A 20872-nucleotide genomic window follows, 5' to 3' on the forward strand; every position below is an offset into this window, starting at 1 on the left:
ACCGGCGGCCAACGTCCCCGGCTTCGAGGTTCCCGCATGTCAGCATTCTCCGCGCCCGATCGGGTGGACGTCGCGGCGACGCGGGGAACGGAAGGGGCGGTGCCGCAGCTATCGATCATCTCCCCGGCCTATCACGAGCGCGCCAATATCCGTCCGCTCGTCACGGCGATCGCGGCGGCGATGGGGGAGGCGCGCTGGGAGCTGATCGTCGTCGACGACGACAGCGGCGACGGCACGGTCGAGGAGGTGTTCGCCGTCGCGCATGAAGGCTATCCGGTGCGCTGCATCCGCCGCATCGGCCGGCGCGGCCTCGCCTCCGCGGTGGTGGAGGGCGCGCTGGCGGCAAGCGCGCCGGTGATCGCGGTGATCGACGCCGACGGCCAGCATGACGAGCGCCTGCTGCCGCGGATGCTCGCGTTGATCGCGGAGGGCGGCAGCGATCTGGTCGTCGGCAGCCGGCATGTCGAGGGCGGCGGCGTCGGCGACTGGTCGAAGGACCGCCAGGCGATGAGCGGTTTCGCCACCTGGTGCGCGAACCTCGTGCTCGGCACCGGGATCAGCGATCCGATGAGCGGCTTCTTCGCGATCCGGCGCGACGTGTTCCACGCCTGCGTCCACGATCTGTCGCAGCAGGGCTACAAGATCCTGCTCGACATCATCAGCTCCGCCCCGCGCGAGCTGAAGATCACCGAAATCCCCTATGTCTTCCGCAACCGCACGCAGGGGGAGAGCAAGGTCGACCTGATGATCATGCTGGAATTCCTGTTCCTGCTGATCGAGAAGGTGACGCGCGGGCTGATCCCCCCGCGCTTCGTGCTGTTCTCGGCCGTGGGCGGGCTGGGCCTGCTGTTCCACCTTGCCATATTGCAGACGCTGAAGGTGTTCGGCAGCACCTTCCTGTTCGCGCAGACGGTGGCGACGGTGGCGGCGATGACGCTCAACTATGTCGTCAACAATTCGGTGACCTATCGCTCGCAGCGGCTGCGCGGCGCGCGCTTCGTCGGGGGGTATTTCGTCTTCTGCCTGGTCTGCTCGATCGGCGGCATCGCCAATATCGGCGTGGCGGACCTCGTGCTGGCGGGCGAGGGCAACTGGGCGCTCGCCGGCATCGCGGGGGCGCTGATGAGCGCGGTGTTCAACTTCGGCGTGGCGACCCAGTTCGTCTGGACGCAGCGGCGGCGGACGCGGCGGCCGAAGGTGATCCGCCCCGCCGGCTAGCCGAGCAGCAAGCCCGCCAGCGCCGCCGACATCAGGTTGGCGAGGCTGCCGGCCAGCAGCGCGCGGATGCCGAGCTTCGCGATCATCGGGCGCTGGTTGGGGGCGAGGCTGCCCGTCACCGCCATCTGGATCGCGATCGACGAGAAATTGGCGAAGCCGCACAGCGCGAAGGTGACGATCGCCACGGTGCGCTGGCTCAATTGCGCCTGCTGCTCGCCGAGCGAGATATAGGCGACGAACTCGTTGAGCACGATCTTCTGCCCGAACAGCCCGCCGGCGATCCCCGCCTCGTGCCACGGCACGTTGAGCAGGAACATCACCGGCGCGAAGACATAGCCGAGCAGCCCCTGGAAGCTCAGGCCGGGGAAGCCGAACCATGATCCGATGCCGCCGAGGATGCCGTTGGCGAGCGCGACCAGCGCGACGAACGCCAGCACCATCGCGCCGACCGCCACCGCGAGCCTGACGCCGGTCTGCGCGCCCTGCGCGGCGGCCATGATGATGTTGGCGGGTTTTTCCTCGTCATGCGTCGCCTGCGGCATCGGCTCGCCCGGCGTGCCTTCGGGGAGCAGCGCGGCCGGCCCCTTGCCGCTGATCCGCGCCTCGGCGAGCGCGATCTGGCGATCCTCCTCGCTCATGTCGCCGAGCGGCAATTCGCCCGCCGCCGGCTCGGGGCGGTCGGGCATGATGATCTTCGCCATCAGGATGCCGCCCGGCGCGGCCATGAACGAGGCGGCGAGGAGATATTCGATCCTGATCCCCATCGAGGCATAGGCCGCGAGGATCGTCCCCGCCACGCCGGCCATGCCGCTGGTCATCACGGTGAAGAGCTGCGCCGGCGTCAGCCCCGCGAGATAGGGGCGCACCACCAGCGGCGATTCGGACTGGCCGACGAAGATGTTCGCCGCCGCGCACAGGCTCTCCACCTTGCTGGTGCCGATCACCTTCTCGATCGCGCCGCCGATCCAGCGCACGATGAGCTGCATGATGCCGAGATAATAGAGGATCGAGACGAGCGCGGCGAAGAAGATGATGACCGGCAGCGCCTGGATCGCGAAATTCTTGCCGAGCGGATCGTCGGCCAGCTTGCCGAACAGGAAGGCGGTGCCGGCATTGGCATAGGAGAGCAGGTTCGCCACGCCGCCCGACAGGATCGAGAGCATCCCGCGCCCCCACGGCACGTAGAGCACCAGCACCGCGATCCCCGCCTGGAGCGCGAAGGCCGCGCCGACGACGCGCGGGCGGATCGCGCGGCGGTCCGCCGACAGCGCGAACGCGATCAGCAGGATCACGACGATGCCGGCGATGCCGATGAGGAGACGTTGCATGGATACCCGCGTTACTGAGGGCGCGGCCCCCCGCGCGACCGCCAACCCTTACACGCCCGCCAACCCTTCGCCACCACGATTCTCCCTGTCAGGCGAAGGATGGACGCCGCCCATTCTTCCGTCATGCCGGGCTTGACCCGGCATCCAGAGCCGCGAACGTCATCGCCCGTTACCCTGGATGCCGGGTCAAGCCCGGCATGACGGGAAGTGCGCCTGGCCTAGACGAACAGTTCGGCGAGGAAATCCTGCATCGCCTTCCAGCTCCGCCGGTCGGCGCGCTCCTCGTAGGTGACGCCGGGATGCGGCATCTTCCCCTTCAGCTCGATATCGGTGAAGGCATGGCCGGCATTGCCGTAAGCGTGGATCTGCCAGTCCGCGCCGCTGTCGGTCAGCTCCCTGCCCAGCGCGACCATCGCGTCGGGCGGGGCGATCGGGTCCTCCCAGCCGTGGCAGACCAGCACCTTCGCCGCGATCGGCGAGACATTGGCATAGTCCGGCCGGTCATAGACGCCGTGGAAGCTCACCACGCCCAGCACGTCCAGCCCGGCGCGCGCCATGTCCAGCGCGCACTTGCCGCCGAAGCAATAGCCCACCGCCGCCGTCCGCGCCGCATCGACATGGCCGAAGCCCTTGAGCACGCCGAGCGAGGCGGCGAGCCGATCGCGCAGCAGCGCGCGGTCGGCGTTCAGCTCGTTCATATATTCGGACGAATTCTCAGACTCGCGCGTCTTGCGCCGGCCCTGCCCGAACAGGTCGCAGGCGAAGCCGACATAACCGAGCTTGGCGAGATTCTCGGCATGGACATTGTCCGCCTCCTTCTGGCCGAGCACGTTGGGGATGACGAGCACGCCGGGGCGCGGCGTCTCCACCTCGTCCTCATAGGCGATCACGCCCTCGAACGGGCCGCCGGGACCGTCGTAAACCAGTGTCTGCCGGACGATCGCCATCGCATTTCTCCAAGGTTGCCGGCCAAGGTTGCCGGATGTGCGGAAAGCGCTACAGACCGGCCGCAGCCATCGCAAGGAGAGCCAATGCCCCGCCTCGTCCTGATCCGCCACGGCCAGTCGGCGTGGAACCTCGAGAACCGCTTCACCGGCTGGTGGGACGTTGACGTGACCGAAAAGGGCGCCGCCGAGGCGCGTGCGGCCGGCGAGCTGATGGCGGCGAAGGGCCTCGATTTCGACATGACCTTCACCTCGCTCCAGACGCGGGCGATCAAGACGCTCAACATCGCGCTGGAGGCGATGGGCCGGCTGTGGCTGCCGACCGAGAAGAACTGGCGGCTCAACGAGCGGCATTACGGCGGCCTCACCGGGCTGGACAAGGCGGAGACGGCGGCGAAGCACGGCGACGCGCAGGTGCATATCTGGCGCCGCAGCTTCGACGTTCCCCCGCCGCCGCTGGAGGCGGGCAGCCCCTATGACCTTGCGAACGACCGCCGCTATGCCGGGATCGACGTGCCCGCGACCGAGAGCCTCAAGGACACGATCGCGCGCGTGCTGCCTTATTGGGAGGAGCGGATCGCCCCGGCGCTGCGCGACGGCCAGCGCGTGCTGATCTCGGCCCACGGCAATTCGCTGCGCGCGCTGGTCAAGCATCTCAGCAATATCCCGGACGACGAGATCACCGGGCTGGAAATCCCGACCGGCCAGCCGATCGTCTATGAGCTGGACGACGCGCTCAACGCGACCGATCGCTATTACCTGAGCGAACGCTGATCCCGGCGCTCCGTCACCCCGGCACAACATCGGGGTGACGGGAGCGCGCGATACAACGCGCACTTGCCCTCATGCCTATGCCTCGCTAACCGCCCGCAATGGCGCACGTCGGCATCATCATGGGCTCCACCTCCGACTGGGAGACGATGCGGCACGCCGCCGACGTGCTGGACGCGCTGGGCGTCGACCACGAGACCCGCGTCGTTTCCGCGCATCGCACGCCGCAGCGGCTCTACGATTACGCCAGCGGCGCGGCGGCGCGCGGCATCCGTGTCATCATCGCGGGCGCGGGCGGGGCGGCGCACCTGCCGGGCATGGCGGCGTCGATGACGCATCTGCCGGTGCTGGGCGTGCCGGTCGAATCCAAGGCGTTGAACGGCATGGATAGCCTGCTGTCGATCGTGCAGATGCCGGGCGGCATCCCGGTCGGCACGCTCGCGATCGGCAAGGCGGGGGCGACCAACGCGGGGCTGCTCGCCGCCGCGATCCTCGCGCTCGGCGACGCCGGGCTGGAGGCGCGGCTCAAGGCGTGGCGGCAGGCGCAGACCGACGGCGTGGCCGACGCGCCGCAATGAGGACGCTGCCTCCCGGCGCCACCATCGGCATCCTCGGCGGCGGGCAGCTCGGGCGGATGCTGGCGTCGGCGGCCGCCGAGCTTGGTTATCGCACCCATGTCCTCGCGCCGGATCGGGAGAGCGTCGCGGCGCAGACCGCCTCCTCGCTGACCCGCGCCGATTACCACAACCGCATCGTGCTGGCCGATTTCGCCGCGCAATGCGACGTGGTGACCTACGAGTTCGAGAATATCGCGGTCGAGCCGGTCGAATGGCTGGCGGAGAAGGTGCCGGTGCATCCCTCGCCCGCCTCGCTGCGCGTCGCGCAGGAGCGGATCGCCGAAAAGAGCTTCGTCGCGGGGCTGGGCGGCCGCCCGGCGGCGTTCGCGGCGGTGGGCAGCCGCGCGGAACTGGACGCGGCGATCGCCGAAGTCGGCACGCCAGCCGTGCTCAAGACGACGCGCATGGGCTATGACGGCAAGGGGCAGGCGCGGCTCCGCTCGCCCGCCGACGCCGATGCGGCATGGGAGGCGATCGGCGGCCCGGCGGTGCTCGAGGCGTTCGTCACCTTCGCCCACGAATTCTCGATCGTGCTGGTGCGCGGGGCGGACGGCGCGATGGTGAGCTATCCCCCGCCGTGGAACGTGCATGAGGACGGCATCCTCGCCCGCTCGACCCTGCCCGCGCCGGCGGAAGTGGCGGCGCAATGGACCGAGGCGGCGGCGCTGACCGGGCGGATCGCCGAGACGCTCGGCCATGTCGGCGTGCTGACCTGCGAGTATTTCGCCACCGCCGACGGCCCGGTGTTCAACGAGATGGCGCCGCGCGTCCACAATTCCGGCCACTGGACGATCGAGGGCGCGGTCACCTCGCAATTCGAGAACCACATCCGCGCGATCTGCGGCCTGCCGCTCGGCGACACGGGGCTGACCGCGCCGGGGATCGAGATGGAGAATTTGATCGGCGATGCGTGGGAACGCTGGTCCGAGGTGCTGGCCGAGCCGGGCGCGCACCTCCACCTCTACGGCAAGCGCGAGGCGCGGCCGGGGCGCAAGATGGGGCATGTCACGCGGATCAGGCGGTAAGCGTCGTCAGGCGTTGCGCTTCGCGTAACTGGCTAGCGACCAGGTGTCGCTTCCCGCCCATTGCCACAGTCCCGCGATCCTGATCGGGGAATAGCGCCGCTCGGCGGCGGCTCCTTCCAGCGAGACGCGCGCGACGGTGAGCAGATGGCGGGCGCGATCAAGCCGGTTGGCCGTGCCGGGCTGAAGCGAGGCTTGCGCGTCGCGCGTCGCGATCCGGGCCTGTCCGGTTCCGCGCAGCGGCACGGCGCGCGCATTCGCCGCGGCGCGTGCATTCGTCGCGGCGTCGCGCGGTGACAGGCGCCCGGCCGCCGCCATCCGCGACGGCCCCGCGATCCGATCCGCCGCCATGCTCCGCCGCCCGTGCGCGGATCGGCTGGCGGCGAGCGGCGGTTGGGCCGCGATCGGATGGTGTTTCCGCGCCACCACCTGTCGCGACGGCGCGCTGGCGATCGTGGCGCCCGCCGTTTCCGGCCCATCGCCGCACGCGGAGACGCGGCCGCGCGGGTCGCAGCCGCGCGGCGGTTCGTCCAGCGCGATCCGCGCCAGGGCCAGCTTGCGCGCCGCCTCCGCGCGTTTCAGGCGGAGGGAAAGATCGCGAAGCTGCGCGGCCGCTGCCGTGCCGCCGCCCGGCTTCAGACTGTCGATCCGCTCGCGCAGCACCGCGATCCGCGCCTCGTGCGCGGCGACCACCGCGTCGTCAAGCTCGCCCCGCTCGCTGATCGCCGACCCATCGCCGGCCGAAAAATCCTGCTGCGTCAGCGTGCCCGCTTCGGGCCGGGAGGGCGCATAATCCTCGCGGCTGCGCTTCAATCCCTCGGCGATGGCATTGCCGAGCGATCGCCTGTTCAACCCGCCGTCGAGTTTCGGCACATCGAGGATGACATAACCGTGAGCCGGCTGCGCGTTCGACCCGGCTTCCGGGCTGGCGATGTTCATCGCGCTGGTCTGATCCGCCGGGAGGATCGCCGGATGATTGCCCGCCGCGAGCGTGGTGGCGAGATAGACGACGTTTGATCCAATGCCCCCCATGAGACGAATCGTCTCAAAAAGGAACAAGTCCGTCAATGGCGGATTTGTCGGCCGGCGGCTCGCGGGCGCGAGAACGGCGGGGCCGACATTCCCGCTCCGCCCGGCGGATCAGGCGGCGCGCGCCCCGTCACGCCACGCGGCCTTCACAGCACGCGCACCGGCATTTCGTGATTGCCCTTGAACATCAGCCCGTCGCGCGGCGTCGGCTCGCGCGCCAGCTCGATCGTGGTGATCCGGCGCATCAGCATTTCGAAGGCGATGCGCCCTTCCAGCCGGGCCACGGCCTGACCAAGGCACAAGTGGAAGCCGGCGCCGAAGGCAAGATGCTGCCTGGCGTTCTCACGCGTGATGTCGAGGCGATCGGGGTCGGCGAAGACGGACGGATCGCGATTGGCGGCCGCGAGCGACAGGATCAGGAAGGTGCCCCTGGGAACGGCGGTCGCGCCGAACGTCACGTCGCGCGACGTTTCCCGGAACAGCACGTAAACCGACGGATCGTAGCGCAGGAATTCCTCCACGGCGTTGACGGTCAGGTCCGGCCGCTCGCGCAGCAGGCGCATCTGGCCGGGATCGCGGATCAGCGCGAGCATGCCGTTGCCGAGCAGATGGGTGGTGGTCTCATGGCCGGCGACGAGCAGGGTGATGGCCCCCCAGATCACCTCCTGCGCGCTGATCTTCTCCTCATTGGCCGCCTCGATCAGCGTCGAGATCAGATCCTCGCCAGGATGCCTCCGCCGTTCCGCCGCTATCCCGTCCAGATAGTCGTACAGGTTCGCGGTCGCGGTTTCCGCCCGCTCCGCTTCGCCGGGATCGGCGGACAGCTCGAGGCCCGCGAGCAGCGCCGCCGACCAGTGCTCGAACAGATGCTGGTCGGCCAGCGGGATGTCCAGCATCCGGCAGATGATCGCCACCGGCAGCGGCAGGGCGAAATCATGGATGAAATCGCATTCGCGGCTTTCGATCATCCGGTCGATCAGCGCGTCGCAGCTTTTCCGCATGTCGGGGGCGAGCTGCTCGACCCGCCTGGGCGCGAAGGCTCGCGCCATCGCGCGCCGAAACCGGGTATTGTCGGGCGGGTTGAGGCCGATCATGTTGTTGCGCGCGAACGCCTCGGACATGCTGCCCGGCCTGCGGCGCGCGACCGACGCCTCGGTCGGGCGGCGAAAGGATTCGAGATCGGTGAGCGCCCGTTTGACATCGTGATAGCCGCACAACAGGTAGCGGCCGTCATCCAGCGCGGTGACGGGCTGGGTTCGCAGAAGGTGCCGATAGATCGCGATGCTGTCGCGACGGAACTCGCGCGATGTCGGATCGATCCGGACGGGCGTGTTCATCAGCCCCTCTCCCGCTATTTGCTTAGCTAGCGAATGATATGATTGCCCGACCGGACTGTCAAATATCCACGTCGCCACGGATGCAAGCCGCTGTTCGCACACGAAAAACGGCCGCGCCGGGCGGTCCCCGGCGCGGCCGTGCTTCGCCGGCTCCGTGCGCGCTTACGCCGAGCGCGTGCCGTTCATCGGGAAGCTGCCGAACGCGCCCGCGCCGACCGTGCCGGTCAGCGTGTCGCCGTCGATCGTCGCCTTCATGTCCAGCGTCATCGGCATCGGCACGGTCATCTGCTGCTTCCAGGTCAGCGTGTTGCCGTCGACCTCGCCCGAAATGTCGGACGAGCCCATCGCGCCGGCGGCGGTGCCGGTGAAGGCCGCGCCGTCGCTCTTCACGGTGAGGGTGGTCTTCTGATCGCCCAGCGGGGATTTCACGGTGACGTCGTAGGTGCCATCAACGGCCATTGGCGCTCTCCTGCTTCTCGTCCGTGATGGACGTCGCGGTGATGACCTCGACCGGCAGGCCGAGCGAGTCAAGCTGCGGCCGGACGATCTTCGCATCGCCCGCGACGATCCACACGAAGCGATCGGGCACGATCACCCGCCTTGCCGTAGCGTCCAGCTCGTCGCGGGTCAGCGCGCGATATTTCCGCGTGATCGTCGCGTAATAATCGTCCGGCCGGCGATAGAGATCGTTCGCCTGCATCGCGCCGAGCACCGCGCTCGATGTTTCGAAATTGCCGGCGAGCGAGCGAGTCGCGTCGGCGACGGTGCGGTCGAACTCCGCCTGCGTCAGCGGCTTCGTGGTGACGAAGGCGGAAAGGTCGGCGCGCAGCGCGGCGATCGACGCCCCGGTCTTGTCCGCCTGCACCGGCGCGCTGACGACATAAGGCGCGGCGAAGGCGTTGCGCATGAAATTGCCCGAGACGCCATAGGACCAGTGCTTGTCCTCGCGCAGGTCCATATTGAGCCGGCCGAGGAAATCGCCGCCCAGCGCGTCGTTCATGGTGATCGCGGGGAGCAGGTCGTCGGTGCCGCGCAGCCCGGTGCGCAGCCCGCCCGAGATCAGCGATTGCGGCGAATCCGGCCGGTCGATCAGGATGATGCGCGGCGCCGGCAGGCTGCGGTCCTCGCGGAACAGCTTCTCGCCGGCCGCGCCGTCCATCCGCCAGTCGCCGAAGGCATGGTCGAGCACCGCCTTCACCTCGGCGAGCGGGCGATCGCTGACGACGAAGATCTTCGCCTTGTCCGGGCGCAGCCACGCCTGGCGGAAGGCGACGAGGTCGGTGCGGGTCAGCGTCACGACCGCCCTGGCGTCGCCGCTGCCGCGTCCCTTCGCGTAGGGACTGCCCGCGCCATAGAGGATCGGCGGCAGCACGCGGCGGGTGAGGCCGGCCGGGTCGGTCAGCTCTTGCGCGATGCCGGCGAGGAGCTGGCCCTTGACGCGCGGCAGCTCGCTTTCGGGGAAGGCGGGCGCGCGGGCGATATCCGCCCATAGCGCCACCGCCGGGGCGAGATTGGCGCTCGGCGCGCGGAAGCTGATCGTCGTGCGATCCGCCGACGAGCCGGTCGCGATATCCAGCCCGAGCCGCTCCCCCGCCTCGGCGAGATGGATCGAATCGAGCGCCTTCGTGCCCTCGTCGATCATCGCCAGCGTCAGCGTCTGGGTGCCGAGCTTGTCGGCGACGTCGGCGGCGGTGCCCGCGTCGAAGCTCAGCACGCCGCGCGTGATCGGCACGGTGGTGCGGTTGGCGTAGATCAGCTCGATCCCGTTGGCGAGCCGCGTGCGCTCCACCTGGGGGAAGGCGAGGTCCGCCACCGCGCCGGCCGGCGGGATCGGGCCGCGCGTGCCCTTGACCGGCGGCGTGGCGGCGGCGGGCGGCGGCGCTTTCGCCTCCGCCTCGGCATAATGATCGCGCTCGCCGGGCAGGACGGTCAGCGTATAGGCGGGGCGCCTGAGCCATTTGCGCGCCGCGTCGCGCACGGTTTGCGGCGTCTGCGCGGCAAGCGCCGCGAGCTGCTTCTTGTAGAAGCCCGGATCGTTCGAATAGAGTTCGCCCTCGGCCAGCGCCACGGCCTTGCCGCCGAAGCCGCCGACCTTCTCCAGCCCGCTGATGCGTCGCGAGACGGCGGTTGTCAGCACGCGCTGCACCTCGTCGGCGGTGGGGCCGTTCTTCGCGAGGTCCGCGACGATCTCGTCGAGCCGCTTCGACACCAATGCCGGATCGACGCCGGGGCTGACGATCGCGTTGACGGTGAACATGCCGACCTGGGCGAAGGCGTCAGAATCCGCGCCGACGTCGACCGCGAGCTTCTCTTGCTTGACCAGCACGTTCTGCAACCGCGAGCTGGCGAGGCCGCCGAGCACCGCCGCCGCCACGTCGAGCGGGACGGAATCGGGGTCGTTCAGGCCGGGCACCGCCCATGCCTTGATGACCAGCGGCGCGGCCACGCGATCCTTGATTGTCTCCGATTTCGGGGCGGGGAGCGTCGGCACCTCGACCTTCGGCGGCACGCTTTTCGGGCCGGCGGGGATGGCGCCGAAATATTTCTCGACCAGCGGCTTCGCGGTCGCGACGTCGATGTCGCCGGCAAGGACCAGCACCGCGTTGTTCGGCCCGTAATGATCGTGGAACCAGCCCTTCACGTCGGCGAGGCTGGCCGCGTCGAGATCGGCCATCGAGCCGATCGTCGTATGGCCATAGGGATTGTCCGGCGGGAACAGCCCCTCGGTCAATTTGTAGCGGACGAGGCCATAGGGGCGGTTGTCGCCCTGCCTCTTCTCGTTCTGGACGACGCCGCGCTGCCTGTCGAGCACCGATTGCGTGATCGCGCCGGTCAGCCAGCCCATCCGGTCGCTTTCGAGGAACAGCGCGCGGTCCAGCGCCGATTTCGGCACCGTCTCGAAATAATTGGTGCGGTCGAAATAGGTGGTGCCGTTGAGATCGGTCGCGCCTGCCTGTTTCAGCGGCTCGAAGAAATCGCCCGGCGCGTTCTCGCTGCCGTTGAACATCAGATGCTCGAACAGGTGCGCGAAGCCGGTCTTGCCCTTCGGCTCGTGCTTCGATCCGACGTCGTACCAGATGCTAACCGCGACCACCGGCGCCTTGCGATCGGTGTGGACCACCACGCGCAGGCCGTTCTTCAGCGTGAATTGCTGATAGGGAATGTCGATCGCGCGGACCAACTCGGAAACCGGCGCGGCCTTGCCGGCATCGGCCTGCGCGAAGGCGGCGGGGGAGATGAGCGCCAGCGCGATGGCGGCGCCGAGGGGCATGAAACGCAAGCGGGAACTCCTGTGGATCGCTGCGAACGCTAGGGCCGCGACGAAGCGACGTAAAGCCGGCGAAAGAGCAGTTGACTGCCACGGCAATGATTGCCAAGGCAACCAAATGCACCCGTTCAACGAATCCAATTTCATTCCCGATTCGTCGCCGGGCTATCTTGTGCGGCTGATCAACCAGATGAGCATGGCCGGGCTGGAGCGGGCGCTGGCGGGGGAGGGGCTGAACGCCTCGCAGTGGATGGCGATGGTCTCGCTGCACTTCCATTTCGCCGACACCTGCGCCGAGCTTGCCCGCCAACTCGCCCACGACAAGGGCGCGATGACGCGGCTGATCGACGCGCTGGAGGAGCGCGGCTGGGTGGAGCGGACGCGGGCGGAGGACGATCGCCGCATCGTCCGCCTCGCGCTGACGCCGGAGGGCTATGAAGTCGCGATGCGCGGGCGGCGCAAGGTGATCGAATGCTGGAACCACTGGCTCGGCGACTGGAACGAGTCGGAGGTCGAGGCGCTGTTGGCGATGCTGCGACGGCTCAGGACATCGATGGAGAAGGCCGGGCCATGCAACGCCTGACGACCATGAGGACGATTGGCGCGATGCTGATGGCCGGCGCCGCGCTGGCGGGTTGCACCCCGCCCGACACGCGCCCGGCGGTGAACGCGAAGGCGCCGGCCGATCTCGGCCTAGTCGGTGCGGCCGCCCCGGCGGTCGACGCGCAATGGTGGCGCGCGTTGGGCGACCGGCAGCTCGATCGCATCCTCGCCGACGCGCTCGCCGGCAATCCGACGCTCGACGCGGCGGCGGCACGGGTGCGGCAGGCGCAGGCGGCGCTTGCCTCGCGCCGGGCGGAGGATGGGCCGAACGTGGCGTTCGACGCCAACGGCATGGAGCAGCGCCTGTCCGGCACCTATATCTATCCGCCGCCCTATGGCGGGACGGTGCGCTTCCTCGGCAACGTACAGGCCGGGCTGGCGTGGAACCTCGACCTGTTCGGGCGGCAGAAGGCGGCGATCGAAAGCGCGCGTGCCTCGACGCGCGCGGCGGCGCTGGACGCGGACGCGGCGCGTCTGATGTTGCAGGGCGCGATCGTCTCGACCTATCTGGAGGTGGTGCGCGCCGAACGGCAGGCGGCGCTGGCCGAGCGCACGATCGCGGCGCGCAACCAGTCGCTGAAGCTGATCGACGTGCGCATCCGCAGCAACCTCGCCAGCAAGCTCGATCGCGAGGCGGCGAACACGCTGCTCGCGCAGGCCGAGCTGGCGCTGACCCGCGCCCATGCCGCGCGCGCGCTGGCGGTGAACGCGCTGGCGGCGCTGGCCGGGCGCGGGGCGGATTATCCGGCGACGATCGGGGCGACCAGCGTCGTGGCGGATACCGCGCTGCCGCTGCCCGCGACGATTCCTGCCGATCTGCTCGCCCGCCGCGCCGACATCGCGGCGGCGCAGGCGCGGATCGCGGCGGCGGCGGCGGGGCGGCAGGTCGCGCGGCGCGCTTTCTATCCGAACGTCAACATCTCCGCGCTTGCCGGGCTTCAGGCGCTCGGCCTCGGCAACATGTTCGACATGGATTCGGGCGTGGCCGGGGGCGGGGCGGCGATCCATTTGCCGATCTTCGACAACGGGCGGCTCAAGGCCGATCTCGCCGGCGCCACCGCCGGGCTGGACCTCGCCGTCGCCGATTATAATGCGAAGGTGGTCGGCGCGGTGCGCGAGGCGGCGGACGCGGTGGCGAAGATCCGCGCCGCCGATGCCGAGCGCGCCAGGCAGGGCGATGTCGTGCGCGGCTATGCGGAGACGGCACGGCTCAACGGCATCCGCGTGTCGAGCGGCCTCGCCTCGCGGCTCGACCTGATCGACACCGACGTGCGGCTGCTCGACGCGCAACTCGCCGAAACCAATCTCGCCATCGACGCGCTCGCCGCGCGCGCGCAGCTCGCCGAGGCGCTCGGCGGCGGCTTCGATCCTTCACGGGACACCCAGCAATGACCGACGCAGAGACTCCCGCTTCCACGAACGGCGCGCCGCCCGCCGCTGCCGATATCCCCAACGGCGGCAAGGCACGCACCCGCAAACGCCTGCTGACCGCGCTCGCGGTGATCGTGGCGTTCGCCGGGCTGGGCTGGCTGATCTTCGGCGTGCTGCTCGCACCGCCGTCGGAGGAGACCGACGACGCCTATGTCGCGGGCGACGTGGTGGCGATCACCGCGCGCGACGCGGGCACGGTCGTCTCGCTGCACGCCGACAACACGCAGGCGGTGAAGGCCGGCGAGCCGCTGATCGACCTCGATCCGGCGACCGCCGACGTCAACCTCGCTTCGGCCGAGGCGGAGCTGGCCCGCGCGGTGCGCGCCACCCGCGCCGATTTCTCCAAGGTCGGCGCGTCGGGCGCGGCGGTGATCCAGGCGGAGGCGCAGCTTTCGGCGGCGCAGGCGGATTATGGCCGCCGCAAGGCCGCCGCCGGCGCGGGCGCGATTTCCGGCGAGGAGCTGAGCCACGCGGCGGACGCGGTGAAGGTCGCCAGCGCGACGCTCAACCTCGCCCGCGCGCAGGAAGCGCAGGCGCAGAGCGCGGTGGCGGGCACCGCCGTCAACACCAATCCGGCGGTGATGACGGCGATCGCGGCCTATCGCCGCGCGGCGATCACGCGCAGTCACATGCACATCGTCGCGCCGATCGATGGCGTGGTGGCGCAGCGTACCGTGCAGGTCGGCCAGCAGATCCAGGCCGGCACACCGCTGATGGCCGTGGTGCCGCTCAACCGCGTGTGGATCGACGCCAATTTCCGCGAGACGCAGCTGCGCGATCTGCGCATCGGCCAGCCGGTCAAGGTCGTGTCGGACATGTACGGCGGCAAGATCGTCTACCACGGCCGCGTCGTCGGGCTGGGCGCGGGCAGCGGCAACGCCTTCGCGCTGCTGCCGCCGCAGAACGCCAGCGGCAACTGGATCAAGATCGTGCAGCGCGTGCCGGTGCGCATCGCGCTCGATCCGAAGGAGCTGGAGAAGAACCCGCTGCGCGTCGGCCTGTCGGTGACGACCACCGTGGACACCGCCGACCGTTCCGGCGCGCGGCTCGCGCAGCAGGCGGCGGCGCCCTATCGCGGCGACGTGGCGACCGACGCGAGCGATCCCGCCGTCGAGGCGCGCATCCGCCAGATCATCGCGGCGAACCGTTGAGCCGGCGCGGGTAAGGGGCCGATCGCCATGGCAGACGCCGCCGCCGCTCCCGCCGGCCCGCCGCCGCTCCACGGCGCGCGGCTGGCGCTCGTCGCGATCGGGCTGGCGATGGGCACCTTCATGATGGTGCTCGACAGCACGATCGCCAACGTCTCGCTGCCGACGATCGCCGGCAACCTCGGCGTGTCGAGCGACAATTCGACATGGATCATCACCGCGTTCGCGGTCGCCAACGGCATCTCGGTGCCGCTGACGGGGTGGCTGATGCGGCGGTTCGGGGTGGTGCGGACCTTCTGCGTCTCCCTCGCGCTGTTCACGATCGCCTCGTTCCTGTGCGGCATCGCGTGGAGCCTGCCGTCGCTGATCGTCTTCCGCGTGCTGCAGGGCGCGGTGTCCGGGCCGATGATGCCGGGCAGCCAGGCGCTGCTCATTTCGGTCTTTCCGTCGCACAAACGCTCGCAGGCGCTCGGCATCTGGTCGATGACGACGCTGGTCGCGCCGATCATGGGGCCGATCCTCGGCGGCTATATCTCCGACAATTACCACTGGAGCTGGATCTTCCTGATCAACGTGCCGATCGGCTTCGTCGTCGTCGGCATCTGCTGGCCGAACCTCGCGAAGCGCGAGACGCCGACCGTCAAGGCGCCGATCGACACGGTCGGGCTGGGGCTGCTGGTGGCGTGGGTCGGTTCGCTCCAGATCATGCTCGACCTCGGCAAGAACGCCGATTGGTTCAACGACCCGACGATCGTCGTGCTGGCCGTCGTCGCCGCGATCAGCTTCGTCGCGTGGCTGATCTGGGAGCTGACCGACGATCACCCGACGGTCGACCTGTCGCTGTTCGCCAACTGGAATTTCGCGATCGGCACGCTCGCCTTTTGCCTCGGCTATGCGGTGTTCTTCGCCAACATCCTGCTGATGCCGCTGTGGATGCAGACGCAACTCGGCTATACCGCGACCTGGGCCGGGCTGGTCGCCGCGCCGAGCGGGGTGGTGGCGGTGGTGCTGACGCCGTTCGTGGCGCGCGCGGCCGGGAAGGTCGATGCGCGCATCCTCGCGACGATCGCCTTCGTCGGCTTCGCGATCAGCTACTGGATGCGCTCCGGCTATACGACGACGGCGAGCTTCTGGGACTTCATGCTGCCGCTGCTGGTGCAGGGCGTGTCGATGGCGACCTTCTTCCTGTCGATGGTGACGATCTCGCTCGATCGCATCCCGCCGGAGAAGATCCCCTCGGCGACCGGCATCTCGAACTTCGCGCGCATCGTGGCGGGCGCCTTCGCCGCGTCGATCATCACGACCGCGTGGGACCGGCGCGAGGCGCTGCACCAGAGCCGGCTCGCCGAGGCGGTCGGCGACAACATGCCCTATCGCCTGTCGGTGGAGGGGCTGGCGCACATGGGCCTCGACGCGACGCAGGCCGCGGCGGCGGTGACGCGGCAGATGGTGGGGCAGGCGTATCTGCTTGCCTCGACCGACCTGTTCCGGCTCTCGGCATGGCTGTCTGCGGCGATGATCGTGGTGGTGTGGTTCACCCGCAAGCCCGCGCCGCACGACGGGCCGATCGCGGCGGACTAGGGGCCGTCAGAACTGGATGTTGATCGGCCCTAGGCCGCCAGCGCTGCCGCCTCCGTCGCGGCGATCCAGCCGCCGCCGAGCACGCGGTCGCCGTCATAGAGCACCGCCGCCTGCCCCGGCGCGACGCCATATTCCGGCGCGTCGAACAGCAGGCGGTCGCCCGACAGCCGCGCCGGCACCGGCTTGGCCATCGAGCGCACCTTGGCGCTGAGCGGGCGATCGAGCGGGCCGAGGGTGTTGATCCCCTCCAGCCGCGCCGCGCCGACCGCCAGCGCGGCGCGCGGGCCGACCACCACCTTCTTCTCGGCCGCGTCGACGCGCACGACATAGAGCGGCTCGGGCGTGCCGCCGATCTCCAGCCCGCGCCGCTGGCCGACGGTGAAATGGATGATGCCGCGATGCCGGCCGAGCGTGCGCCCCTCCAGATCGACGATCTCGCCCGCCGTGTCCGCCTCGGGCCTGAGCTTGCGGACGAGGCCGGCATAATCGCGGTCGGGGACGAAGCAGATGTCCTGACTGTCGGGCTTGGCCGCGACGCCGAGGCCAAGCGCGGCCGCGATCTCGCGCACCCGCGCCTTGGGCAGCGCGCCGAGCGGGAAGCGCAGGAAATCGAGCTGCGCCCGTGTCGTCGCGAACAGGAAATAGCTCTGGTCGCGCGCCGGATCGAGGCCGCGATGCAGTTCGGGGCCGTCCGTGCCGATCATGCGACGAACGTAATGGCCGGTCGCGAGGCAATCCGCGCCGAGATCGCGGGCCAGCGCGAACAGGTCGGTGAACTTCGGCCCCATGTTGCACTGGACGCAGGGGATCGGGGTGCGCCCGGCGAGATATTCGTCGGCGAACCGGTCCACCACCGTCTCGCGGAAACGCGATTCATGGTCGAACACGTAATGCGCGATGCCCAGCCGGTCGCACACCGCGCGCGCGTCGCGGATGTCGCGGCCGGCGCAGCACGAGCCGGCGCGCCCCACCGCCTCGCCGTGATCGTAGAGCTGGAGCGTCACGCCGATCGTCTCCGCGCCGGTCGTATGAGCGAGCGCGGCCACCACCGAGCTGTCGACCCCGCCCGACATGGCGACGACGATGCGCTTGCCCGAAAGGCTTTCGCCGAGCTGGAAATCCACCTGATCCATCGTCCGCGCCGATACAGGAGAGCGCGCGCGCACGCAAAGTAACCTTGGTGAACGAAGCGTTTCCGCCGCCTTTACGGGACCTTCAGCATAGCCGCGTAGAACCGCATCCGCGCCTGCCGGGTAAGGCGTGCAATGCGAAAAGGGCCGCGATGGATTTGAGTTTCGGCAGATTCGACACCGCCGCCGCCGCCGCCGCGGCGGTGCTGTTGCCGGTCGATCTGGCCGTCCTGCTGGTGCGGATCGCGGCGCGGCAGGCCGCCTCGCCGACCGCGATCGCTCACGCGCGGATGACGAGCCGCGCGGTCGCGGAGGATCGGTTCATGCCTGCCGACGGGGCGTTCAACGGCGGCATGGCGCGTGCGCTGACCGATTGGAAAGATGCATGAATTTCCCGTTTACCGTGCCGCTTAGGCAGGGGGCAACGGCCTGCCCGCTAAGCCAAGGGTCTCGTAGTTGGAGAGGGGGCCCCCCGCCCCGAACCGAAGGTTAGAGTAATGATCGAGAACCAGAAAATTCGACCCGCACGGGTCATCGGGCCGCTTGGTGAACCGCTCACGCTGGACACGCTGCCGCCACCCGAAACGACGCGCTGGGTGGTGCGTCGCAAGGCCGAGGTCGTCGCCGCCGTCAATGGCGGGCTGCTGACGGTCGACGAGGTGTGCGAGCGTTACGGGCTGAGCGTCGAGGAGTTCGCCGGCTGGCAGCGCGCGATCGACCGGTCCGGCATGCCCGGCCTGCGCGTGACGCGCATCCAGCACTACAAGTCGCTGTACGAGCGCCAGCAGAAATATTGAGATCGTACCGGCCCGGCATCGCCGGGCCGCCGACGGCGCCGGTGCCCGCGCCATCCCTTCCCGCATCCGGACAACAGCGGGGGAGGATGGCGCGCCGCACCGGCGCCTTTTCCATGTCGGTTTCCCGTGGCGCCGCGCCGCGTTCGCCGCCCTGTCGTCGCGCAACCGGAACAAAAGCGGGTCTCGGCGTTTATCCCCTTACGCGGCCCGGAGATGCCGGGTGACCGCAGGGGAGAACGTCATGGGTATCATTCTTTGGCTCATCATCGGCGGCGTCATCGGTTGGCTCGCCAGCATCATCATGCGGACCGACGCGCAGCAGGGGATTTTCCTGAACATCATCGTCGGGATCGTCGGCGCCTTCATCGGCGGCCTGATCTTCTCGGGCGGCAATTTCGGGCAGACCGGCCTGTCGGTCTATTCCTTCCTCGTCTCGCTGCTCGGCGCGGTCGTCCTGCTGGCGATCGTCAATCTGGTCCGTCGCGGCTCGGTACGCTGACGGCGACGTAAGGCGAGACGGTCGCCCGGCACTCCGGGCGACCGTCCGTCCGCGCGTTATTGCAGCAGGAAGCGCACCACGACGCTGATCGAAAGATCGGTCTCGCCGGGCATCACCTGCGTATCGGCGGCCGGCGCGGCGGCCGCCCGCGCATACATCATCGGCACCGGGCGCGGCGGGTTGCCGCCGTTCTCGCCATTCTCGTTGATCGACACGATGCGCACGACGCGCAGCCCGGCCGCCCTGGCGTATAGTTCGGCGCGGGCGCGGGCGATGCGCACCGCGTCGGCGCGCGCCTCGTCAAACGCGCTTTCGGGATTCTCGATCGACATTGACGGGCCGTCGATCTGGTTCGCGCCCGCCTTCACCAGGGCATCGAGCGCCGCGCCGCTGCGGCCGATATCGCGGAACTTCACCGAAACGGTGTTGCTCGCCTGATAGCCGGTGATCACCGGCGCCTCGTTCTGCTGGTAGCGATATTGCGGCGAGAGGCCGACGTTGCTGGTCGCGATGTCGCGTTCGGCGATGCCGGCCGCCTTCAGCGTCTGGATCACCCGCGCCATGCGGGTCGCATTCTCCGACAGTGCCGCCCCGGCGGTCGCGGCCTGGGTGACGACGCCCGCGCGGATCGTCGCGATATCGGGCGTGCGCGTCACCTTGCCGGTCGCGGTGACGTCCAGCGTGGTGCCCTCGGGGATCGCGGAATCCGCGAAGGCCGGCAGCGAAGCCAGCGCGGCGCCGGCGGCGGCGATAGAGACGATCAAGCGCATGATATCCATTACTCCCGTGTGAATGATTGCGGCGGGTTGTGGCAGGGCGTCGATCAACCGAAGATGAACGAAAAATCGGGAATGGCGGGTTCTTGCCTTGCCGCATCGCACCCCCTTGAGGGAAGTGATTTATTTCTATAATACACGACATATTCGAACAAACGCGGCGGGAAAGCGCCGGGACGGGGAAGTGGACCGCATGAATTACGAGGCCGGCAGTCTTGGGGGAGAGCCGCTGGCGATCGAGGGCCCGGCGCGCGACGCGCGTCGCCGCCGCCGCTGGATCGTGATCGTCGCGGTCGCGGCGGTGCTGGCGATCGCCGCCTACGCCTGGGCGAAGCGCGGCGGCGATCCGGCGCATGTGTCGCCGGCCGACCAGGCTCCCACCGTCACCGTCATCGTGCCGGGCGACGCGCCGGTCGGCCGCGTCATCAACGCCACCGGCTCGCTCGCCGCGAAGCGCGACATGCCGGTCGGCGTCGCGGGCGAGGGCGGCATGGTGACGCGCGTGCTGGTCGAGCCGGGCCAGTGGGTGAAGCAGGGCCAGGTGCTGGCGACGGTCGACCGCTCGGTGCAGGTGCAGACCGCCGCGAGCATGGAGGCGCAGATCGGCGTGGCGAAATCCGATCTCGTGCTCGCCCAGCAGGAGCTTGAGCGCGCGCAGCAGCTCGTCGGGCGCGGCTTCATCAGCCAGGCCGACGTGCAGCGCCGCATCGCCACGCGCGACGCCGCCGCCGCGCGGCTGAAGGTGGCGCAGGCCGGCGCGGCCGAGCAGGGCGCGCGCAACCGTCGGCTCGATATCCGCGCGCCGGAACCGGGGCTGATCCTCACGCGACAGGTGGAGGCGGGGCAGATCATCAGCTCCGGCTCGGGCACGCTGTTCCGCATGGCGAAGAACGGCGAGATGGAGATGCAGGCGCAGCTTGCCGAGGGCGATCTCGCCAAGATCCATGTCGGCGACAGCGCCACCGTTACCCCCGTGGGCGAGTCGCGCTCCTTCGCCGGCCATGTGTGGCAGGTGTCGCCGGTGATCGATCCCAAGACGCGGCAGGGCATCGTGCGCGTCCAGCTTTCCTATGACCCCGCGCTTCGCCCCGGCGGCTTCGCCTCGGTCACCCTCGTCGGGGGCACGAGCAACGAGCCGCAACTCCCGCAATCGGCGATCATGAGCGACGATCGTGGCAATTTCGTCTATATCGTCGGGCCGGACAACAAGGTGTCGCGGCGCGACGTGCGGCTGGGCACGGTGACTGACCAAAACGTCGCCATCGCCGCCGGCCTCACCGGGCGCGAGCATGTCGTGCGCTCGGCGGGCGCGTTCCTCAATCCGGGCCAGCGGGTCGTGCCGGTGCTGGAAAAGAGCGGGGGCTGAACGGCGC

General features: G+C 69.5%; 20 protein-coding genes. 12 read left to right on the forward strand and 8 right to left on the reverse strand.

Annotated elements, in window-relative coordinates; all coding sequences use genetic code 11:
* Positions 1-36: 36 nt before the first annotated feature.
* Positions 37-1218 carry a glycosyltransferase family 2 protein gene (locus F9288_RS07185; RefSeq protein WP_174835994.1) on the forward strand — a complete coding sequence of 394 codons (1182 nt, stop codon included), beginning with the start codon at positions 37-39 and terminating at the stop codon, positions 1216-1218.
* Here the strand turns inward: F9288_RS07185 and F9288_RS07190 are convergent.
* Both F9288_RS07190 and F9288_RS07195 read right to left on the reverse strand, forming a co-directional pair.
* Positions 1215-2546: a NupC/NupG family nucleoside CNT transporter gene (locus F9288_RS07190; RefSeq protein ID WP_174835995.1), complete on the reverse strand. Its 1332-nt coding sequence runs from the start codon at positions 2544-2546 to the stop codon at positions 1215-1217. The genes F9288_RS07185 and F9288_RS07190 overlap by 4 nt on opposite strands.
* Before the next feature lie 218 nt (positions 2547-2764).
* Positions 2765-3493, reverse strand: a complete 729-nt coding sequence (locus F9288_RS07195) for a dienelactone hydrolase family protein (protein ID WP_174835996.1) — start codon at positions 3491-3493, stop codon at positions 2765-2767.
* A gap of 84 nt (positions 3494-3577) precedes the next feature.
* Here F9288_RS07195 and gpmA point away from each other — a divergent pair, with 84 nt between their 5' ends.
* The 3 genes from gpmA (at position 3578) to F9288_RS07210 (ending at position 5903) form a co-directional block, all read left to right on the forward strand.
* Positions 3578-4264, forward strand: a complete 687-nt coding sequence (gpmA, locus tag F9288_RS07200) for a 2,3-diphosphoglycerate-dependent phosphoglycerate mutase (protein ID WP_174835997.1) — start codon at positions 3578-3580, stop codon at positions 4262-4264.
* A 98-nt stretch (positions 4265-4362) separates the two neighbouring features.
* The gene (gene purE, locus F9288_RS07205) at positions 4363-4839 is read left to right on the forward strand and encodes a 5-(carboxyamino)imidazole ribonucleotide mutase (protein WP_254621115.1); all 477 of its coding nucleotides are present in this window, start codon (positions 4363-4365) and stop codon (positions 4837-4839) included.
* Positions 4836-5903, forward strand: a complete 1068-nt coding sequence (locus F9288_RS07210; RefSeq protein WP_174835998.1) for a 5-(carboxyamino)imidazole ribonucleotide synthase — start codon at positions 4836-4838, stop codon at positions 5901-5903. The genes purE and F9288_RS07210 overlap by 4 nt, the downstream gene beginning before the upstream one ends.
* A 6-nt stretch (positions 5904-5909) precedes the next feature.
* On the opposite strand, the gene F9288_RS07215 is transcribed toward F9288_RS07210, so the two are convergent.
* The 4 genes from F9288_RS07215 to F9288_RS07230 all read right to left on the reverse strand — a co-directional run bounded on the left by F9288_RS07215 (position 5910) and on the right by F9288_RS07230 (position 11537).
* Positions 5910-6932: a hypothetical protein gene (locus tag F9288_RS07215; protein WP_174835999.1), complete on the reverse strand. Its 1023-nt coding sequence runs from the start codon at positions 6930-6932 to the stop codon at positions 5910-5912.
* A gap of 143 nt (positions 6933-7075) precedes the next feature.
* On the reverse strand, positions 7076-8266 hold the full coding sequence (locus F9288_RS07220) for a cytochrome P450 (RefSeq protein WP_174836000.1): 1191 nt from the start codon (positions 8264-8266) through the stop codon (positions 7076-7078).
* Between the two features lie 162 nt (positions 8267-8428).
* The gene (locus F9288_RS07225) at positions 8429-8725 is read right to left on the reverse strand and encodes a hypothetical protein (RefSeq protein WP_174836001.1); all 297 of its coding nucleotides are present in this window, start codon (positions 8723-8725) and stop codon (positions 8429-8431) included.
* Complete coding sequence (locus F9288_RS07230) at positions 8715-11537, reverse strand: pitrilysin family protein (protein WP_174838937.1); 2823 nt, start codon at positions 11535-11537, stop codon at positions 8715-8717. Before F9288_RS07230 ends, F9288_RS07225 begins: the two co-directional genes overlap by 11 nt.
* 115 nt (positions 11538-11652) lie before the next feature.
* On the opposite strand from F9288_RS07230, the gene F9288_RS07235 reads away from it, so the two are divergent.
* Genes F9288_RS07235 through F9288_RS07250 form a run of 4 tightly spaced genes read left to right on the forward strand, consistent with a single transcriptional unit; the run spans position 11653 to position 16297 of the window.
* Positions 11653-12117, forward strand: a complete 465-nt coding sequence (locus tag F9288_RS07235; RefSeq protein WP_174836002.1) for a MarR family winged helix-turn-helix transcriptional regulator — start codon at positions 11653-11655, stop codon at positions 12115-12117.
* Entirely contained in the window at positions 12105-13529 is a 1425-nt protein-coding gene (locus tag F9288_RS07240; RefSeq protein ID WP_254621116.1) for an efflux transporter outer membrane subunit, read from the forward strand. Before F9288_RS07235 ends, F9288_RS07240 begins: the two co-directional genes overlap by 13 nt.
* Complete coding sequence (locus F9288_RS07245) at positions 13526-14719, forward strand: efflux RND transporter periplasmic adaptor subunit (RefSeq protein ID WP_174836003.1); 1194 nt, start codon at positions 13526-13528, stop codon at positions 14717-14719. The genes F9288_RS07240 and F9288_RS07245 overlap by 4 nt, the downstream gene beginning before the upstream one ends.
* 27 nt (positions 14720-14746) lie before the next feature.
* On the forward strand, positions 14747-16297 hold the full coding sequence (locus tag F9288_RS07250; RefSeq protein WP_174836004.1) for a DHA2 family efflux MFS transporter permease subunit: 1551 nt from the start codon (positions 14747-14749) through the stop codon (positions 16295-16297).
* A gap of 29 nt (positions 16298-16326) precedes the next feature.
* Here F9288_RS07250 and mnmA read toward each other — a convergent pair whose 3' ends face one another.
* Positions 16327-17430 (reverse strand): tRNA 2-thiouridine(34) synthase MnmA, encoded by a 1104-nt coding sequence (gene mnmA, locus F9288_RS07255; RefSeq protein WP_174836005.1) that lies wholly within the window; start codon positions 17428-17430, stop codon positions 16327-16329.
* Positions 17431-17579: 149 nt separating this feature from the next.
* Between mnmA and F9288_RS07260 the strand changes: the two genes are divergently transcribed.
* The 3 genes from F9288_RS07260 (at position 17580) to F9288_RS07270 (ending at position 18723) form a co-directional block, all read left to right on the forward strand.
* Positions 17580-17816 carry a hypothetical protein gene (locus F9288_RS07260; RefSeq protein ID WP_174836006.1) on the forward strand — a complete coding sequence of 79 codons (237 nt, stop codon included), beginning with the start codon at positions 17580-17582 and terminating at the stop codon, positions 17814-17816.
* A 108-nt stretch (positions 17817-17924) separates the two neighbouring features.
* On the forward strand, positions 17925-18224 hold the full coding sequence (locus F9288_RS07265; RefSeq protein ID WP_174836007.1) for a DUF1153 domain-containing protein: 300 nt from the start codon (positions 17925-17927) through the stop codon (positions 18222-18224).
* A 241-nt stretch (positions 18225-18465) separates the two neighbouring features.
* Positions 18466-18723, forward strand: coding sequence for a GlsB/YeaQ/YmgE family stress response membrane protein (locus F9288_RS07270; protein ID WP_174836008.1), 258 nt, complete (start codon positions 18466-18468; stop codon positions 18721-18723).
* A 56-nt stretch (positions 18724-18779) separates the two neighbouring features.
* Here the strand turns inward: F9288_RS07270 and F9288_RS07275 are convergent, their stop codons facing one another.
* Positions 18780-19493 carry an SIMPL domain-containing protein gene (locus F9288_RS07275; protein WP_174836009.1) on the reverse strand — a complete coding sequence of 238 codons (714 nt, stop codon included), beginning with the start codon at positions 19491-19493 and terminating at the stop codon, positions 18780-18782.
* A 199-nt stretch (positions 19494-19692) separates the two neighbouring features.
* On the opposite strand from F9288_RS07275, the gene F9288_RS07280 reads away from it, so the two are divergent.
* The gene (locus F9288_RS07280) at positions 19693-20865 is read left to right on the forward strand and encodes an efflux RND transporter periplasmic adaptor subunit (protein ID WP_174836010.1); all 1173 of its coding nucleotides are present in this window, start codon (positions 19693-19695) and stop codon (positions 20863-20865) included.
* Positions 20866-20872 lie beyond the last annotated feature (7 nt).

Origin of the sequence: Sphingomonas sp. CL5.1 (genome assembly GCF_013344685.1) — a bacterium.
Lineage (GTDB): Bacteria > Pseudomonadota > Alphaproteobacteria > Sphingomonadales > Sphingomonadaceae > Sphingomonas.

Bases quoted from the DNA above. Each gene is read 5' to 3' on its own strand.
- F9288_RS07185 (WP_174835994.1), top strand. From the start codon at position 37: ATGTCAGCATTCTCCGCGCCCGATCGGGTGGACGTCGCGGCGACGCGG.
- F9288_RS07190 (WP_174835995.1), bottom strand. From the start codon at position 2,546: ATGCAACGTCTCCTCATCGGCATCGCCGGCATCGTCGTGATCCTGCTG.
- F9288_RS07195 (WP_174835996.1), bottom strand. From the start codon at position 3,493: ATGGCGATCGTCCGGCAGACACTGGTTTACGACGGTCCCGGCGGCCCG.
- gpmA (WP_174835997.1), top strand. From the start codon at position 3,578: ATGCCCCGCCTCGTCCTGATCCGCCACGGCCAGTCGGCGTGGAACCTC.
- purE (WP_254621115.1), top strand. From the start codon at position 4,363: ATGGCGCACGTCGGCATCATCATGGGCTCCACCTCCGACTGGGAGACG.
- F9288_RS07210 (WP_174835998.1), top strand. From the start codon at position 4,836: ATGAGGACGCTGCCTCCCGGCGCCACCATCGGCATCCTCGGCGGCGGG.
- F9288_RS07215 (WP_174835999.1), bottom strand. From the start codon at position 6,932: ATGGGGGGCATTGGATCAAACGTCGTCTATCTCGCCACCACGCTCGCG.
- F9288_RS07220 (WP_174836000.1), bottom strand. From the start codon at position 8,266: ATGAACACGCCCGTCCGGATCGATCCGACATCGCGCGAGTTCCGTCGC.
- F9288_RS07225 (WP_174836001.1), bottom strand. From the start codon at position 8,725: ATGGCCGTTGATGGCACCTACGACGTCACCGTGAAATCCCCGCTGGGC.
- F9288_RS07230 (WP_174838937.1), bottom strand. From the start codon at position 11,537: ATGCCCCTCGGCGCCGCCATCGCGCTGGCGCTCATCTCCCCCGCCGCC.
- F9288_RS07235 (WP_174836002.1), top strand. From the start codon at position 11,653: ATGCACCCGTTCAACGAATCCAATTTCATTCCCGATTCGTCGCCGGGC.
- F9288_RS07240 (WP_254621116.1), top strand. From the start codon at position 12,105: ATGCAACGCCTGACGACCATGAGGACGATTGGCGCGATGCTGATGGCC.
- F9288_RS07245 (WP_174836003.1), top strand. From the start codon at position 13,526: ATGACCGACGCAGAGACTCCCGCTTCCACGAACGGCGCGCCGCCCGCC.
- F9288_RS07250 (WP_174836004.1), top strand. From the start codon at position 14,747: ATGGCAGACGCCGCCGCCGCTCCCGCCGGCCCGCCGCCGCTCCACGGC.
- mnmA (WP_174836005.1), bottom strand. From the start codon at position 17,430: ATGGATCAGGTGGATTTCCAGCTCGGCGAAAGCCTTTCGGGCAAGCGC.
- F9288_RS07260 (WP_174836006.1), top strand. From the start codon at position 17,580: ATGGATTTGAGTTTCGGCAGATTCGACACCGCCGCCGCCGCCGCCGCG.
- F9288_RS07265 (WP_174836007.1), top strand. From the start codon at position 17,925: ATGATCGAGAACCAGAAAATTCGACCCGCACGGGTCATCGGGCCGCTT.
- F9288_RS07270 (WP_174836008.1), top strand. From the start codon at position 18,466: ATGGGTATCATTCTTTGGCTCATCATCGGCGGCGTCATCGGTTGGCTC.
- F9288_RS07275 (WP_174836009.1), bottom strand. From the start codon at position 19,493: ATGCGCTTGATCGTCTCTATCGCCGCCGCCGGCGCCGCGCTGGCTTCG.
- F9288_RS07280 (WP_174836010.1), top strand. From the start codon at position 19,693: ATGAATTACGAGGCCGGCAGTCTTGGGGGAGAGCCGCTGGCGATCGAG.